This is a genomic window from Gammaproteobacteria bacterium (assembly GCA_036381015.1).
GTDB lineage: Bacteria > Pseudomonadota > Gammaproteobacteria > Steroidobacterales > Rariloculaceae > ZC4RG20.
This window is the reverse complement of record DASVDR010000029.1, coordinates 200,196-215,222: the sequence shown is the minus strand read 5'-3', so window position 1 is coordinate 215,222 and position 15,027 is coordinate 200,196. Positions and strand designations below refer to the sequence as shown.

Below are 15,027 nucleotides of genomic sequence, written 5' to 3'. Positions count from 1 at the left end.
AGGTCTCAATGCGCCCGAGAGCGAACGATGTCGTGAATGTCGAGCAGCGGCCGCACGAAGTCGGCGAGATGGTCCAGCTCGTATTGGCTGGCCGCATCGCAGAGCGCCTCGGGCGGGTTCGGGTGCGCCTCGATGAAGATGCCGTCGACGCCGGCGGCCACGCCGGCCCGTGCGAGCACGGTCAAGAACTCGCGCGTGCCGCCGCGCGGATCCTTGCTGGGGATGCCGTACTTCCTGATCGTGTGCGTGATGTCGAAGACGACCGGATAGCCGGTCTGCGCGAGCAGATAAAAGCTGCGCGGATCGACCACGAGGTCGTTGTACCCGAACGTGTAGCCGCGCTCGGTGAGGATGATGCGGTCGTTGCCGGATGCCTCGATCTTCTGCACGGGCTTCGCCATGTTGTCCGGGGCGATGAACTGGCCGTGCTTGATATTGATCACGGCGCCGGTCTTCGCGGCGGCGACGACGAGCTCGGTCTGCATGCAGAGGTAGGCCGGAATCTGGAGGACGTCGACGACCTCGGCAGCCGGCGCCGCCTGCGACGGATAGTGGATGTCGGTGAGGATCGGCAGCTCGAACTCGCGCTTGATCTTCTCGAGCGTTCTCAATCCGGCCTCGAGGCCCGGGCCCTGGTAGTAGTCGAGCGAGCTGCGGTTGTCCTTCGAGAACGACGACTTGAAGATGAGCGGCAGACCGAGCTCCGCCGCGATGCCCTTGAGGCGCTCGGCGGTGCGCATCATCAACGGTTCGTGCTCGATGACGCACGGCCCCGAGATCAAGAAAAGCTCATCGGATCCGCAGTCTATGTCGCCGACAAATACGTGCTTTTCGCTCATCGGGAATCCAGGTGGCCGCTCGCTCGCGGCATTGTGCGTTCAAAGCCGGGGGCCTGCAAGCGCGGCCCGTTACCGTCGATGATGTGCGACAGCAACGCATAGTTTCGCCGCGTCGCGCCTTGCCCGTCGAGAACGACGCGCTTACCGCGCTCGCCGAGCCGCCTTCTTCGCTCGCCGTCGGCGACGAGCTCCGCGATCGCCGCGGAGAGCTCGTCCGCGTTCCGCACCAGGAGGCCGGCGTCGTGCCGCAGCAGATCCTCGACGGTCTCCTTGAAGCTGAAGTTGTACGGACCGAACAAAACGGGCACGCCGAGGACGGCAGGCTCCATCAGGTTGTGGCCCCCCTTGTTGCTGCCGCGATAGAACAGGCTCCCGCCGACGAAGGCGACGTCGGCCGCGGCGTAGAGAAGTCCGAGCTCGCCCACGGTGTCGACGACGAGCACGGCGCCCCGCCCGGGCGCGGGGCAGGCCCCGGAGTCGAGCAGCGTCTTGCGCACCGCGCGCAGGCCTTCGGCCGCGAGGTGCTGCTCCACGTCCGAGGCGTCCTCCGGGTAGCGCGGCACGACGATCAGGGCGGCGCGCCGCTCCGGGTCGAGCGCCTTGAAGGCGCGGAGCAGGGCCTCGTGCTCGCCCGGATGAAGACTGCCGCCGATCACGACGACATCCTCCGGCGCATAGCCGAGACGCTCGCGCAGACGGCGCCGCGACTGGTCCGCCGCGCCCGTGTGCGCGAGGTCGTATTTCATGTTACCGGTGACGTGAAGGCGCTCCGGGGCGACGCCCAGACGGCGCAGCCGCTCCGCATGCTCGCCGCTTTGCACCGCGACGAGCGCGACACTGCGAAGCGCGCGCCGCAGCACGCCGGTCCGCGCGTACGCGCGGCAGGACTTCTCCGACATCTTGCCGTTCAGCACGACGACGGGCACGCCGCGCGCCTCGGCCGCGAGAAGGAAGTTCGGCCAGAACTCCGACTCGACGATCACGACGATGCGGGGATCGAAGCGCTCGAGAAAGCGCCGAACGACGACCGAAAGATCGAACGGAAACAGCGTCACGCGGTGACGCGGATAGGCCTTGCGTGCCGCCGCGAGCCCCGTCGTCGTATAGGTCGAGACGATCAGCGGCACGCCCGGCCGGTCGGCCTCGAGCATCGCGACGAGAGGCTTCAGCAACGAGACCTCGCCGGCCGAGGAGCCGTGCAGCCATATCGAGCCCGAAGCCGGCTCGCCGAGCCCGAACCCGAACCGCGACGAGAAGCCGCGCCATCCGCCCGTGCGCAGCAGCCGGTAGAGAATCCACGGCGACGCGAGCAGCAGGGCGATCGAATAACCGAGATCGAGCAACAGGCTCATCGGGACATCGGGCGCGCACGCCGCCGGGCCAAACGGGCGCTCATTTTAGCCCGCCCTCGAGGCGGGCTGCGGCGGCGCCGCGGCATCCGACGGGCCGCGGCGGTCACGCGGCCGGGCCGGGCGCCTCCTCGGCCGGCCTCGAAGCCGGCCAGCGCGCCGCTTCCCGCTGGAGGTGGGCGATCCAGTCGCCGGTGACGCCGGCGCGCATCGGCCGCGCGATGAAGAAGCCTTGCGCGGCATCGCAGCCGAGCTCGGCGACGGTCTCGAGGTTGTAGGGGCTGTCCACGCCCTCGGCGACGACGGTCATTCCGAACGCGCGCGCGAGCTCGACGATGACGCGCACGATGTGGCGGTCCTTCTCGTCGGTCGCCGCGGTCGCGACGAACCGCTTGTCGATCTTGACCTCCGTCGCGGGGATTTCCTTGAGGTAGCTGAGCGAGGAGTAGCCCTTGCCGAAATCGTCGATCGCGACACCGATACCGAGCTTGCGCACGCGCTCGAGGCTCGGGATCGACGCGCCGTCTCCGCTCACGAGGCTCTCCTCGGTCAGCTCGAGCGTGAGCCCGAGCCCCGACTCCTCGAGAGACCGGGCGCTGTGCTGCAGGCGCGAGAAGAAGTCCGGATGCGTCAGGACCTGCGGGGCGACGTTCACCGCGATCGAGAACGGCGCAAAGGGCGACCACGTGGCCGCGGTCTCGAGGACCTTGTCGAGCACGAGCCACGTCATCGGCACGATGCTGCCGCTGCGCTCGGCGAGCGGCACGAACTGCTGGGGCGGCACGAACGTGCCCGAAGGCGAGCGCCAGCGCGCGAGCGCCTCGACGCCGAGGACGCGGCGGTCGCCGAGGGCGATTTTCGGCTGGAAATAGACGTCGAGCTTGCCCTGCTGCACGGCTCGCTCGAAATCGCTCTCGAGCTTCCACAGCGCGGTTTGCCGGCGGGTCGAGTCGGGGCTGTAGACCGCGAACCCGAGCTCGTTCTCGCGCGCCTCCTTCAGCGCGAGCTCGGCGCGGCGAAAAAGGCTGGCGGCGTCTTCCGCGTGCGTCGGGTAGACCGCGACGCCGAGGGTGAGATCCACGACGAAGCTGTCGTCGCCGACCTGCACGCGCGCCCGATCGTCCTCCGTGAGCCGGGCCGCCGCATCGAGCACGGCGCCGGCGGAGTCGAGCGGCAACAGCACGATGAAGCGGCGACCGGAGAGGCGGATGATCGGAGCGCCGGGCGGCAGCAGCGCTTTCATGCCCTCGACGTAGTCGCTGCAGAAGCGTTGCGATCGATCTTCGCCGAAAGTCGCGCTGATTCGATTGAACGCGTCGAGCTGACCGAGCAACAAACCGATCAGCCGATGCGATGCCTGCTGGAGAAACTGATCGATGAATCGCGTACTCGCGCTCGCACGCCTGCCAGCGGCCATTACGCTCCTTTTCGACGCCGGAGATGGTTGCGCTGCAAAGCTCCGATGAACGGAGCCGTCGGGCATTTGAGCACGACGGCGGCTTTGCCGCTGTGAGAGCCTTCACGGCGTCGCGACCCGAGGGCGACCGGCGGCGACGGTTTTCGCCGGTCCGCGTCACCTGCGGCATTGACATAAGCGCGGCCGGCGAGGCCTTCCCGTGTGCGCCGAGCGGCGTGGCACAGGCCTTGCAGGACGGGATCACGATCACCTTCGTTCGAGCTGAACCCTGCAGATGACGCGACTCGAGCCGCAGCTCCGCGATACGGAAACTTATACGGAGTCGAACTTCCTGCGCTTGCACACCGCGTCGGCGCCGAGACGCGCCCCCGGCGACACGGTTCTCGTCACGATCGAGCACCTCTGCTACCGACCGGACGGCGGTTGGCGTTGCTCGACGATCGTCGACCGCGAGGCGATGTCGCGGGAGGACGCGTTGTTCATCGCGCACTCGTATGCGGAGCGGAACGAGGTGCCCGTGATTTACGAGTGCCACGCGCGCTGAGCCCGCGCGGCCGCGGTCAGACCTCGATCCAGCCCTCGAGGTACTTCACGACCTGCCCGGAGATCGCCGTACGGTCGCCGCGCAGCTCCCCGAAGAGCTCGGCGCCGCGGCGCGAGAGCTGAAGAGTGCGAATCGCGGGCTTACCGAGGCGCGCGCTCCAGTAGGGCACGAGGCCGCACTGGATCGAGCCCGTTCCCGGATCCTCGCCGACGCCGTGGCTCGGCGCGAAGTATCGACAGACGATGTCGGCGCGATCGCTCGGTGCCGTGGCGGCAACGCCGGCCGGGTGCAGGGCGGCCAAGGCGTGCAGGTCCGGCGCAAGGGCCGCGACCGCCGCTTCGCTCTCGAGCACCGCGAACAGGTAGTCCCGACCGGGCGTGGCGAGCACTTCGATCGGCTCGACGCCGAGGCCCTCGACCAGCGCGTCCGGCGGTGCCACGCGTTCGAGGCGCCACGCGGGGAACAGCAGCTCGAGCCGTCCGTCATCCAACCGGCTCACGCCGAGCTCCCCGCTCGCCGTGTCGAAGCGGACCTCCGTGCGCCCGGGCTCGAGCTCGGTGAACAGGACGAAGGCGCTCGCCAGCGTCGCGTGGCCGCAGAGCTGCACCTCCACGGTGGGCGTGAACCAGCGCAGCCGGTACGCCGGGTCGCCGGGGACGAAAAACGCGGTCTCGGACAGGTTGTTCTCCGCGGCGATCGCCTGCAGCAGGCCGTCGTCGAGCCACTCGTCGAGGGGCACGACCGCGGCCGGATTGCCGGCGAACCGCCGCGACGTGAACGCGTCGACCTGGTACAGCCGCAGACGCGTCATCGTTTCCCCGAATCCATTTTCGGCACCTCGCCGAATTCGTGCCCGGCTCCGAATGCATGGACTGCAGGCGAAACCCTGTCCGGCACTCGATGCACGCAATTCCTGTCCGGCACCGAACGCATTACTCGAGAGCGTCGAGGGCGCGCTTCCGGGCGGCTTCGAACTCGTCGCCGGGGTTCCAGCGCGGCATCTCGTCGGCGTTCGCGACAACCAGGCCGGCCCAGAAGCCGAATCGGGCGTCCTGGACCATGCCCTCGAAGCTCCACTCGTCGGTCAACTCGTCGCTCGGCTGGTGGTAGTGCTCGTTCGTGTATTCTTCGACGCGCTCGACGCCCCATCCTTCCGGCCGGCCGACGAAATCGGTGCCGGGGTCGAAATAGAACGCCGGGACACCGATCTTCGCGAAGTTGAACTGGTCGGAGCGGTAGTAGTAGCCCCGATCGATGAACTCGTCGGGCTTGACCTCGCGGCCTTGGAAGTCCGCGACCTGGCGCGCGACCGCATCGAGCGTCGACTTGCCGAGACCGACGAACGTGATGTCGCTCGTCTTGCCCCAAATGTTGCCGCTGTCGTAGTTCACGTTCGCGGCGATGCGCCCGGGCGGGACGGTCGGGTGGAGGGCGAAATACTCGGACCCGAGCAGCCCCTGCTCCTCGGCGCCGACGAAGAGCAGCATGATCGAGCGGCGCGGGGGCTCGGGCATCGCCGCGAACGCCTGGCCGATCTCGAGCAGCATCGCGACGCCGCTCGCATTGTCGCGGGCGCCGTTGTAGATCGTGTCCCCGCCCTCTTCCGCGTCCATCGCGCGGCCCAGGTGATCGTGGTGCGCCGTGTAGATCACGTACTCGTCGGCAAGCTCCGGGCCGCTGCCGCGGAGGACGCCCAGCACGTTCGCCGACGACGTGCGCTCGAGCGTATTCTCGAGCGCGATCGAGGTCGTCACGCCGAGCGGCACGGGCTCGAAGTCGCGCTGCTTCGCGCGCTCGACGAGCTCGGCGAGGTCGAAGCCGCCGAGAGCGGCGAGACGCTCGGCCGAGGGCTCGGTGATCCACGCCTCGATCTGCATTCGCGGCTCGTCGCCGGCCGGCAGCTCGTACTGCGTGCCGGTCCACGAGGTCTGCACGACTTGCCAGGGATACCCTGCCGAAGGCGTCGTGTGGATGATGATGGCGCCGGCCGCGCCTTGGCGCGCGGCGCTCTCGTACTTGTAGGTCCAGCGGCCGTAATAGAGGCGCTCGCGCCCGGCGAACAGCTCCGGATCCCAATCCGGATCGTTGTTCAAAATCAGCAGGACCTTGCCCTCGAGGTCCGCGTCCTTGAAATCGTCCCAGTCGTATTCGGGCGCCTGTATGCCGTAGCCGACGAAGACGATCTCGGCCCCGTCAACCTCCGCGTGCTCGCTCTGCACGCCGCTCGCGACGATGAACTCGTCGCCTTGCGAGAGCTCGAGCGTTTCGCCGCCGCGCGAGAACGTCCATGTCGGGGGCTGCATCGCGGTGATGCCGACGAGGTCGAACGGCTGGAGCCACGAGCCGTCCGCGCCGCCGGGCTCGAAGCCGATTTCCTCGAGCGCGCGCGCGAGATACGCCTGCGTCATCTCGTCGCCTTCGGATCCCGGCGCGCGGCCGCCGTAACGATCGCTCGCGATCTCCGCGATGACCTCGCGCAGGCCGCGGGCGTCGATGGCCTCGGCCGCGTTCCGATTCGCATCGGTGAAGACGTCGCTCCCCGACTGGGCACGCGCCTGGCCGCTTCCGAGCAGCACGGCGAGCGTGCCGGCGAGCCAGAACGCGGCGCGGGCCGCGGAACGCGCTCGGCGCCGCCGGTCTTCGAGCGTGATCGTCGCGCACATGATCGGCCTCCTGCGTCGGTGGATCGTGACGGCATTATCGCAACGACGCCGGCACAGTTCATGCCGCGGCAGGCATCGGGGCGTCAATCCCGCGAACAAAGGTGGACCGCCTCGAGCGCTCCGGCGAGCTCGGCCTCGGGATCTCGAGCCGCACGTTGCGCGCGCCACGCGATGTGGCCGTCGGGTCGAACGAGCACGGCGCCGTCCGCCTCGACGTGATAGACCTCCTCGAAGCGCCGCGCGGCGGCATGCCCCCTCGGCCCCGCCGGGAGGCAACGAATCGAAGCGGCGAAGCGTCTGTCGGCGTTCGCAGCCGCCTCGCTCCAACGCTGCCCTGCGGCGCCGGTCAGCAGCACGAAGCCCGCGCCAAAGCAGTCGTGCACCGGCACGAAGCTGCCGGCGTGCTCGATCATGAAATGCGGTGCGCGTGATCCGGGTCGCCCCGTCGGCTCGTGCGGGTTCTCGAACGCGGCGCTCGCCGCAGCGTCGGCGACCAGCGCCCCGCCGGGGTAGACATAGCCGAAGATGACGGCCGCGTCGTCGACGATCGGCACCGGAGCAGGCAGACGCTTCGACGGGTCCTCGAACCACGCCGCGAGGCGCGCGAGAGCCTGGGCGAGCGAGTGCTCGGCGACGTAGCGGCGCTCGATCTGATAGCTCTCGAGGAGCCCCGGCCGAGCCGCGCGGCCAAGCACGAGCTCGAGTTTCCACGCGAGATTGTGCCCGTCGTGGATCCCCGTGTTGCCGCCGAATGCGCCGGTCGGCGGCATCGAATGCGCGGCATCGCCGAGCAGGAAGGCGCGTCCTTCGCGAAAGCGCTCGGCGAGCCATGCGGTGACGTCCCACGCACGCGCGTCGAAGAGCTCCGCCCGTACGTCGGAGCGGCCCGCCGCACGGCGCACGAGCTCCGCGGTGCGCGCAGCGTCGAAGCCCTCCGGGCTCTCGCCGCGCTCGGGCCGATATTGCAGCGCGAGCAGCCAGTGATCCTCGCGCGGCGTGACCGTCGCGTTGAGATCGGTGACGAAGCAGGACGTGAAACGACGGCCTTTCAGGAACGGCTCGAGATCGGTATCGAAGATGAGATTCATCCAATGCTGGAGGACGCCGGGTCCCGTGCGCTCGATGCCGAGCGACTCGCGAGTGCGCCCGCCGATGCCGTCCGCCGCGACGAGATAGTCCGCCTCGACGACGTCCTCGCGACCCGTCCCGAGATCGCGGACCCGGGCGAGCACCGCATGCTCGTCTTGCGTGAACGAGACGAGCTCCGTGTGAAAACGGACGTCCGCGCCGAGCCGCTCCGCATGGGCACGCAGGATCGGCTCGAGGCGGTCCTGATCGCAGGTCTCGGCGCTCGCCGCGCTGAGGTCGCTCATGTCCGACCACGGCTTCCCGAGGAACCGCACGTCCGGATCGGCCAGGCTCCGCGCGCGGGCGATCTCGCCGCCCTTCTGGTCGCCCGTGCGACGCTCGCGAATCTCCTGCTCGATTCCCGCCCCTCGATAGATCTCCATCGAGCGCGGCGATATGCCGGCAAACTTGTACTGCACCGTGGTCGCCGGATGCCGCTCCACCACGGTGCAACCCACGCGACGCCGCGCGAGGAACAACGCCAGCGAAAGACCGTTCAAGCTGCCGCCGACGACGAGCACCGACGTCCTGGTCATGACCGCACCTCCTGTTGCCGCGCTCCGCAACGCAAGACTCGCCGATGCGAATCGCGTCTGCCAGCGGCGATGGCCGGCCGCGCCGCCGGGCTCGTTCGTGGACGGCGCTGCCGCCGTCAGGCGGCGGAGCTGTGACGTCGGCCGCTCGCGGCGAACTCCTCGATCATCGTGCGATTGAACGCGGGCAGATCGCCGGGGTTGCGGCTCGTGATCAAGCCGTCGTCGACAACGACCTCGCGATCGACCCAATTCGCGCCGGCGTTCCGGAGATCGGTTCGCAGCGAGGGCCAAGAGGTCATGGTCCTGCCCTTCACCGCGCCCGCTTCGATGAGCGTCCAGGGCCCGTGACAGATCGCGGCCACGGGCTTGCCGGCCCGGAAGAACGCCTGGACGAACTCGACCGCCGCAGTGCTCGTCCGAAGCTTGTCCGGGTTCATCACGCCCCCGGGCAGGACGAGCGCGTCGTAACGGGCGGCGTCCGCCGCGTCGAGCGCGACGTCGACCGGGACCTCGTCGCCCCAATCGGTGTGATTCCAGCCTTTGACCTTGCCGCGGACGGGCGACACGACGTCGACCTCGGCGCCCGCGTCGAGCAGCGCCTTGCGCGGCTCCGTGAGCTCCGACTGCTCGAAGCCGTTCTCGACCAGCATGGCTACGCGCTTTCCTTTCAATGACTCGGTCATCTCGTCCCCTCCATGCTTCGCGCCAAGACGAGTTGCACGGGCGGCTTCACGGCGAATCGCGGCCGCGAGCGCGGCGGGTGGGCGCCGACGCGTCGGCCGCGCGCCATGCCGCCGCCCGTGCGCGTCCTGCGCTACCTCGCCGCCTGCTCGTATTCCTCGCGGCTGATGGAGCCGCTCTGATCGGTGTCGACCGACGAGACATCGACGCCTTCGATTGCCGCAAGCTCGGTGCGGCTCAGCTCACCGTCGGCGTTCGCGTCGACCTCCTCGAAGGACGGCCGAGCTTCAACGCCGCGCTGCTGCCCCGCGCCGCTGCGCTGCTGCTCGGCCGCGCTGCGCTGCTGCTCGGCGGCACCGCCCTGCTGGGCTTCTGCGCTGCGTTGCTGCTCGGCCGCTCCGTGCTGCTCCGCCGTCGCTCCGTGCTGCTGTGCCGTGGCTCCGTGCTGCTGTGCCGCCGCTCCTTGCTGCTGTGCCGCCGCTCCTTGCTGCTGTGCCGCCGCTCCTTGCTGCTGTGCCGCCGCTCCTTGCTGCTGTGCCGCCCCTTGCTGCTGCTGGGCTACCGCGGCGCCGCCCTGCTCACGCTCGGCCACGCTGCGCCCTTGGTCGACGGGGCTGCGCTGTCGTTCGATCGCCCGTTGCGCCTCGGCCGCGCTCTGCAGACGCTCGGCCTCGCTCGCCGGCTCCTCTCCCGCGCTCTGCTCCGACGAGGCCTGCTCGCCCGAGGCGGCGAGCTGGAGGTCGGCGACTTGCCGCAGCTGCGTTGCCGCATTGCGCAGCGCTTCGGCAGCACTCAGCAGCTCCTCGGCCGCAAGTCGATCCGGGCGCGCGCCGCGCCGCTGCCCGCCGGCCTCGTCGCGCGCGGCCTGCGAGCCCTGCGAAGCGGAGGAACCGCCCTCGAGCTCGGTGATTCGCTGCTGGGCCGCGAAGAGGTAAAACTCGGTGGCGTCGAGGCTGCCGTCACGCGTCAAATCGACGTCCGCCCACGCCGTGATCAGCTCGGGACGGCCTTGCGCCTCGGCTTGCTCGAGGCGCTCATCGCCGTTTCTGTCCATGCGCTGCATCTCCTCCTGCGCGCGCCGACCGTAATCGGTCGATGTGAAGGGCTGGTAATCGCGCGCCTGCGACGGCGCCGGCTGCTGTGCAAGCGCGCCGCCGGCTAGCGCCGCGGCAACGGCTGCAGCGAGAGCTGCTTTCGAAATCGTCATCATGGCTGTGGCCTCCTCCTGTGCGGAAATGCCGAGAGGCGAAATCGGACGCTGGGGAGTGCAATTGACGTGCCATGGCTCGCGAGCGCGAGCTCGAACCGGAAGCCGGGCTCGGCTTCGCCCGGGTACGCGTGCTTCGAAGTCGGAGCGGCCGGCCGGAGCCTCAATCGACGACGTGCAGCGACAGCCACTCCGCCGTCAACGCGGGCTTTTGCTCGCCCTCGATCTCGATCGTGACGTCGAGCTTCATCAGAAATTGACCGGGCTTGCGCTCCTCCACGCTCGCGAGCGTGCCGGAGGCGCGGATGCGCTTGCCGACGCGTACCGGCGCCGGAAAGCGCACCTTGTCGAACCCGTAGTTCACGAGGAGCTTCGTGCCCGCGATCTTCGGCACGAAGTCGATGCAGAGCGGCACGATCAAGGAGAGCGTCAGCAGACCGTGAGCGATCGTGCCGCCGAACGGCGTTTGTGCGGCGCGCACGGGATCGACGTGGATGAACTGATGGTCCTCCGTGACGTCCGCGAAGCGATCGACGCGTGCTTGATCGATCGTCATCCAATCGGACGTGCCGAGCGGCCGTCCGACGAGCGCCTCGAGCTCGTCGCGGCCGATTTCCCGCCGTGCTTCCGTCATGTCGCTCCTCTCGACGTCGCTGCCGATCCGGCCTCGCCCGTCCGCCGAACGCTGTGCCGCGTCCGCCGCAGGCTCCCGCCAGTGTGCCCCGAATCCCCCGCGGAGCCTAGGAGCCTGTGCGAACGCCTCGTCTCTCGCAGGCGCGCCGGCCGACGGCCGGCGGCCCGCCGGCGTTGCGTTTTGCGGCGTCGCATGGCGCAATAGGCGGCTCGCGCGCTCCCGGCGCGCTCCTGCTCGATGCGCAATCCCCGGCTCGGAGGACTTCAACCGCTCATGGCGACGGCACCACGGATCGGCTTCGTCAGCCTCGGCTGCCCCAAGGCCCTGGTCGACTCCGAGCGCATCCTGAGCCGGCTGCGCGCGGAAGGCTACGAGACGGCCGCCGACTACGCCGGCGCGGACGTCGTCGTCGTGAATACGTGCGGCTTTCTCGAGAGCGCGCGGGCGGAGTCCCTCGACGCGATCGGCGAAGCCCTCGCCGAGAACGGGCGCGTGATCGTCACCGGCTGCCTGGGCGCGCAGGCCGCGCTGATCCGCGAGCGCCACCCGGACGTCCTCGCGGTCACGGGCCCGCATCAATACGAGGCCGTGATGGCCGCCGTGCACGACGCCTGCCCGCCGCCGCACGATCCATTTCTCGACCTGATCCCGCCGCAAGGCATCCGCCTGACGCCGCGGCACTACGCTTACCTCAAGATCTCCGAGGGCTGCAATCATCGTTGCAGCTTCTGCATCATCCCGAGCCTGCGCGGCAAGCTGGCGAGCCGACCGGCGGCCGACGTGCTCGTCGAAGGGGAGCGCCTCGTGCGCGCCGGCGTGAAGGAGCTGCTCGTGATCTCTCAGGACACGAGCGCCTACGGCGCGGATCTGAAATACGCGGCCTCCTCGTGGCACGGCCGGGACGTGCCTGCGCGCATCACGGAGCTCGCGGCGGCGCTCGGCGAGCTCGGCGCATGGGTCCGCCTGCACTACGTGTACCCGTATCCGCACGTCGACGAGCTCATCCCGCTGATGGCGGAGGGCAAGCTCCTACCGTACCTCGACATTCCGTTTCAGCACGCAAGCCCGCGCGTGTTGAAGGCGATGCGGCGTCCGGCCGCGAACGCGCGGACGCTGGAGCGCATTCGGGCGTGGCGCTCGGCCGTGCCCGCGCTGACGCTTCGCTCGTCGTTCATCGTCGGCTTTCCCGGCGAGACCGAGGAGGACTTCGCGCTGCTCCTCGACTGGCTCGAGGAGGCGGAGCTCGACCGCGTCGGCTGCTTCCGCTACGAAGCCGTGGCCGGGGCAGCGTCGAACGCGCTCCCGGGCCGCGTGCCGGAGGAAGTCATCGAGGAGCGCTGGCACCGCCTGATGGCCGCGCAGCAGTCGATCAGCGCAAGACGGCTCGCGCGTCTCGTCGGCCGGACGATCGAGGTCGTCGTCGACCGTGTCGACGGCGAAGGCGCGGTCGCGCGCTCGAAGGGCGATGCGCCGGAGATCGACGGCAACGTTTTCCTGCCGCCGGCGCCGGGGCTCGTGCCCGGCACGATGCTCGACGTGCGCGTCGAGGAGTCGGGCGACTACGATCTCTGGGCCGTGCCGGTCGACTGCCGCACTGAAGGGCTCGAGCCCGTCGGTGCGGGCGCGGCGAGGGCCGCCTCGTGATGGCGCTCGTGAAGCCGTTCAGAGCGCTCCGGGCGAGCGCCGAGCACGCCGCCGGCGTCGTCGCGCCGCCGTACGACGTCGTCGACACCGACGAGGCGCGTGCGCTCGCGGCAGGCAAGCCGGACAGCTTCCTGCATGTCTCGCGGCCCGAGATCGACCTGCCGCCCGGCACCGACCCGCACGACGCCGCGGTCTATGCGCGCGGAGCAGCGAACCTGCGGCGGCTCGAACGCTCCGGCGCGCTGGTGCGGGACACCGAGGCGTCGTTCTACGTCTACCGGATGACGGCGGACGGGCACGTTCAGACCGGCATCGCGTGCGTCGCATCGATTCGCGCGTACGAGGAAAACCGGGTCAAGAAGCACGAGCTGACGAGACCCGACAAAGAGACGGATCGCGTTCGTCACATCGACGCGTTGAACGCGCAGACGGGCCCCGTGCTCTGCGCGTATCGCGCGGACGAGCGGTTGGAGGCGCTGCTCGACGAGGCGGCGCGGAAGTCGCCGCTGCTCGACGTCGAGGGGCCGAACGCCGTCCGGCACACGGTGTGGCGTGTGGCCGAATCCGCGGCTGCCGAGCGGCTCGCCGCGGCGCTCGGTGCACTCGACGCGCTCTACATCGCCGACGGTCATCATCGTTCGGCCGCCGCGTCCCGCGTGGCCCGAGAGCGTCGCGCGAAGGGCGGAGGCGAAGACGCGAGCCACGAATATTTCCTGACCGTCGCGTTCCCGCACGACGAGATGCGGATCCTCGACTACAACCGCGCCGTCGCGGGCTTGAACGGCCTGACGCCGGCCGATCTGCTCGAGCGGCTGGAGCGCACGTTCGCCGTCGAGCGGCTCAGCGCTCGGGCGAAGCCCGAGCGCGCCGGCACGTTCGGGATGTACCTCGACGGCGCGTGGTATCGCCTCGCGCTGCCGGATAGCGTGCTGCCGTCCGATCCGGTCGCACGCCTCGACGTGAGCCTGCTGCAGGAGCACGTGATCGGTCCGCTGCTCGGCGTCGACGACCCGCGGAGCGACCCGCGGATGATGTTCGTCGGCGGCGTCCGCGGCCTCGCCGAGCTCGAGCGGCTCGTCGACGGCGGCCGCGCGGCCGTCGCGTTCGCGATGTATCCGACGAGCATGGAGCAGCTCATGGCCGTCGCCGACGCCGAGCGGCTGATGCCGCCGAAATCGACGTGGTTCGAGCCGAAGCTGGCCGACGGGCTGCTGTCCCACGTCCTCGACTAGCGAGGGTTAGCCCGTTGCGACTAACCCTTTGCTGGGTTAGCATGCCGGGGCTATCCCATAATCGGGTGGACGATGTCGCAGGGAAAGCCGCACGCCGTCCTGATGGGCGATCTCGTCGGCAGCTCGAAGGCCGCGAGCAAGACCGATCTCCACGAGCTGTTCAACCGCGTCGTCGAGGATGCGAATCAGCGCTGCGCGCCCGAGATCGCGTCGCCGCTCACGATCACGCTCGGCGACGAGTTCCAGGGTCTCGCCTACACGTTGGGCGGCGCCTTCGACGTGGTCCGGGGCCTGCGGCTCCGGCTTCTGCTCGAGCGCGTCGAAGCCCGCTTCGTCGTCGGCGCAATCACGCTCGAGACCGAGCTGAACCGGGAAAGGGCCTGGAACATGATGGGTGAAGGGCTCGCCGAAGCGAGAGCGAAGCTCGGCGACAAGGACGACACGAACCGCTACCGCTTCAGCTTCCCGGCCGACCCAATGCTCGAGCTGCTCCTCGACGGCATCGGCCGCAGCCTGACGCGGGTCGAAGCCGGCTGGACCGACACGCAGCGGCGCTACGTCGCGCGCGTCCTCCTCGACCCGGAGACGCCGAAGGGCGAGATCGCGAGCGCGCTCGGCGTGTCGGAGAACTCGCTTTACAAGGTGCTGAGGTCGGCGGAGCTGCGCTTTTATTCCCGCCAGATCGAGACGATCGAGGAGGCGCTCAGCCGCGAGGACCGGCGCCGCGAGGCGGCGGCATGAATCCGCTCGCCGAAGCGCTTCGGTACGCCGCGTACCTCCTCTACGTGCCGCTCGTCTGGTACGCCGGGAACGCGTTCTGCCGGCTCGTCTTTCGCGTTGCCACCGTCGCGGTCGCGAAAACATCGGAGGCCCGCGAAGCGGAGGCACTCGCCGCGGGTCGCTACATCGGGCTGTTCGAGCGCCTCCTCGTCTCGATCGGCGTCGTCGCGAACCAGTGGGAGATCCTCGTCGCCGTCGTCGCGCTGAAGACGGTGGCGCGATATCAAGAGCTCGACAAGCAGATCACCGCCGAGTACTTCCTCGTCGGGTCGCTCGCGAGCCTTTTCTGGGCGCTGCTCGTCACCGGCGGTCTGCTCGCGTACGACCGGCACTGGGGACTGCAGCTTCTGCAATAGCGCCTGCACGAAACAGG

Annotated in this window: 14 protein-coding genes; 5 read left to right on the top strand and 9 right to left on the bottom strand. The window is 69.4% G+C overall.

The window, feature by feature from the left end; translation table 11 throughout:
- Window positions 1-5: 5 nt before the first annotated feature.
- The 3 genes from kdsA to VF329_11595 all read right to left on the bottom strand — a co-directional run bounded on the left by kdsA (window position 6) and on the right by VF329_11595 (window position 3,605).
- Window positions 6-839 carry a 3-deoxy-8-phosphooctulonate synthase gene (gene kdsA / locus VF329_11605; GenBank protein ID HEX7081651.1) on the bottom strand — a complete coding sequence of 278 codons (834 nt, stop codon included), beginning with the start codon at window positions 837-839 and terminating at the stop codon, window positions 6-8.
- On the bottom strand, window positions 836-2,191 hold the full coding sequence (locus tag VF329_11600) for a 3-deoxy-D-manno-octulosonic acid transferase (protein HEX7081650.1): 1,356 nt from the start codon (window positions 2,189-2,191) through the stop codon (window positions 836-838). Before VF329_11600 ends, kdsA begins: the two co-directional genes overlap by 4 nt.
- Window positions 2,192-2,294: 103 nt before the next feature.
- Entirely contained in the window at window positions 2,295-3,605 is a 1,311-nt protein-coding gene (locus VF329_11595) for a GGDEF domain-containing phosphodiesterase (protein HEX7081649.1), read from the bottom strand.
- Window positions 3,606-3,879: 274 nt separating this feature from the next.
- On the opposite strand from VF329_11595, the gene VF329_11590 reads away from it, so the two are divergent.
- A complete protein-coding gene (locus tag VF329_11590; GenBank protein ID HEX7081648.1) occupies window positions 3,880-4,149 on the top strand; it encodes a hypothetical protein in 270 nt (89 codons plus the stop codon).
- A 16-nt stretch (window positions 4,150-4,165) separates the two neighbouring features.
- Here VF329_11590 and VF329_11585 read toward each other — a convergent pair whose 3' ends face one another.
- From VF329_11585 to VF329_11560, 6 genes are all read right to left on the bottom strand, one after another.
- Window positions 4,166-4,960 carry a PhzF family phenazine biosynthesis protein gene (locus VF329_11585; GenBank protein ID HEX7081647.1) on the bottom strand — a complete coding sequence of 265 codons (795 nt, stop codon included), beginning with the start codon at window positions 4,958-4,960 and terminating at the stop codon, window positions 4,166-4,168.
- A 121-nt stretch (window positions 4,961-5,081) separates the two neighbouring features.
- Entirely contained in the window at window positions 5,082-6,812 is a 1,731-nt protein-coding gene (locus VF329_11580; protein ID HEX7081646.1) for a M28 family peptidase, read from the bottom strand.
- An 83-nt stretch (window positions 6,813-6,895) separates the two neighbouring features.
- On the bottom strand, window positions 6,896-8,476 hold the full coding sequence (locus VF329_11575) for an FAD-dependent monooxygenase (protein HEX7081645.1): 1,581 nt from the start codon (window positions 8,474-8,476) through the stop codon (window positions 6,896-6,898).
- Between the two features lie 116 nt (window positions 8,477-8,592).
- Window positions 8,593-9,159, bottom strand: coding sequence for a type 1 glutamine amidotransferase domain-containing protein (locus tag VF329_11570; protein HEX7081644.1), 567 nt, complete (start codon window positions 9,157-9,159; stop codon window positions 8,593-8,595).
- A 131-nt stretch (window positions 9,160-9,290) separates the two neighbouring features.
- Window positions 9,291-10,367 carry a hypothetical protein gene (locus VF329_11565; GenBank protein HEX7081643.1) on the bottom strand — a complete coding sequence of 359 codons (1,077 nt, stop codon included), beginning with the start codon at window positions 10,365-10,367 and terminating at the stop codon, window positions 9,291-9,293.
- 160 nt (window positions 10,368-10,527) lie between these two features.
- Window positions 10,528-10,998 (bottom strand): MaoC family dehydratase, encoded by a 471-nt coding sequence (locus VF329_11560; GenBank protein HEX7081642.1) that lies wholly within the window; start codon window positions 10,996-10,998, stop codon window positions 10,528-10,530.
- A 273-nt stretch (window positions 10,999-11,271) separates the two neighbouring features.
- Between VF329_11560 and rimO the strand changes: the two genes are divergently transcribed.
- The 4 genes from rimO (at window position 11,272) to VF329_11540 (ending at window position 15,010) form a co-directional block, all read left to right on the top strand.
- Window positions 11,272-12,642, top strand: a complete 1,371-nt coding sequence (rimO, locus tag VF329_11555; protein ID HEX7081641.1) for a 30S ribosomal protein S12 methylthiotransferase RimO — start codon at window positions 11,272-11,274, stop codon at window positions 12,640-12,642.
- A complete protein-coding gene (locus VF329_11550) occupies window positions 12,642-13,874 on the top strand; it encodes a DUF1015 family protein (protein HEX7081640.1) in 1,233 nt (410 codons plus the stop codon). Before rimO ends, VF329_11550 begins: the two co-directional genes overlap by 1 nt.
- Before the next feature lie 72 nt (window positions 13,875-13,946).
- Entirely contained in the window at window positions 13,947-14,615 is a 669-nt protein-coding gene (locus VF329_11545; protein ID HEX7081639.1) for a SatD family protein, read from the top strand.
- The gene (locus VF329_11540) at window positions 14,612-15,010 is read left to right on the top strand and encodes a hypothetical protein (GenBank protein HEX7081638.1); all 399 of its coding nucleotides are present in this window, start codon (window positions 14,612-14,614) and stop codon (window positions 15,008-15,010) included. The genes VF329_11545 and VF329_11540 overlap by 4 nt, the downstream gene beginning before the upstream one ends.
- Window positions 15,011-15,027 lie beyond the last annotated feature (17 nt).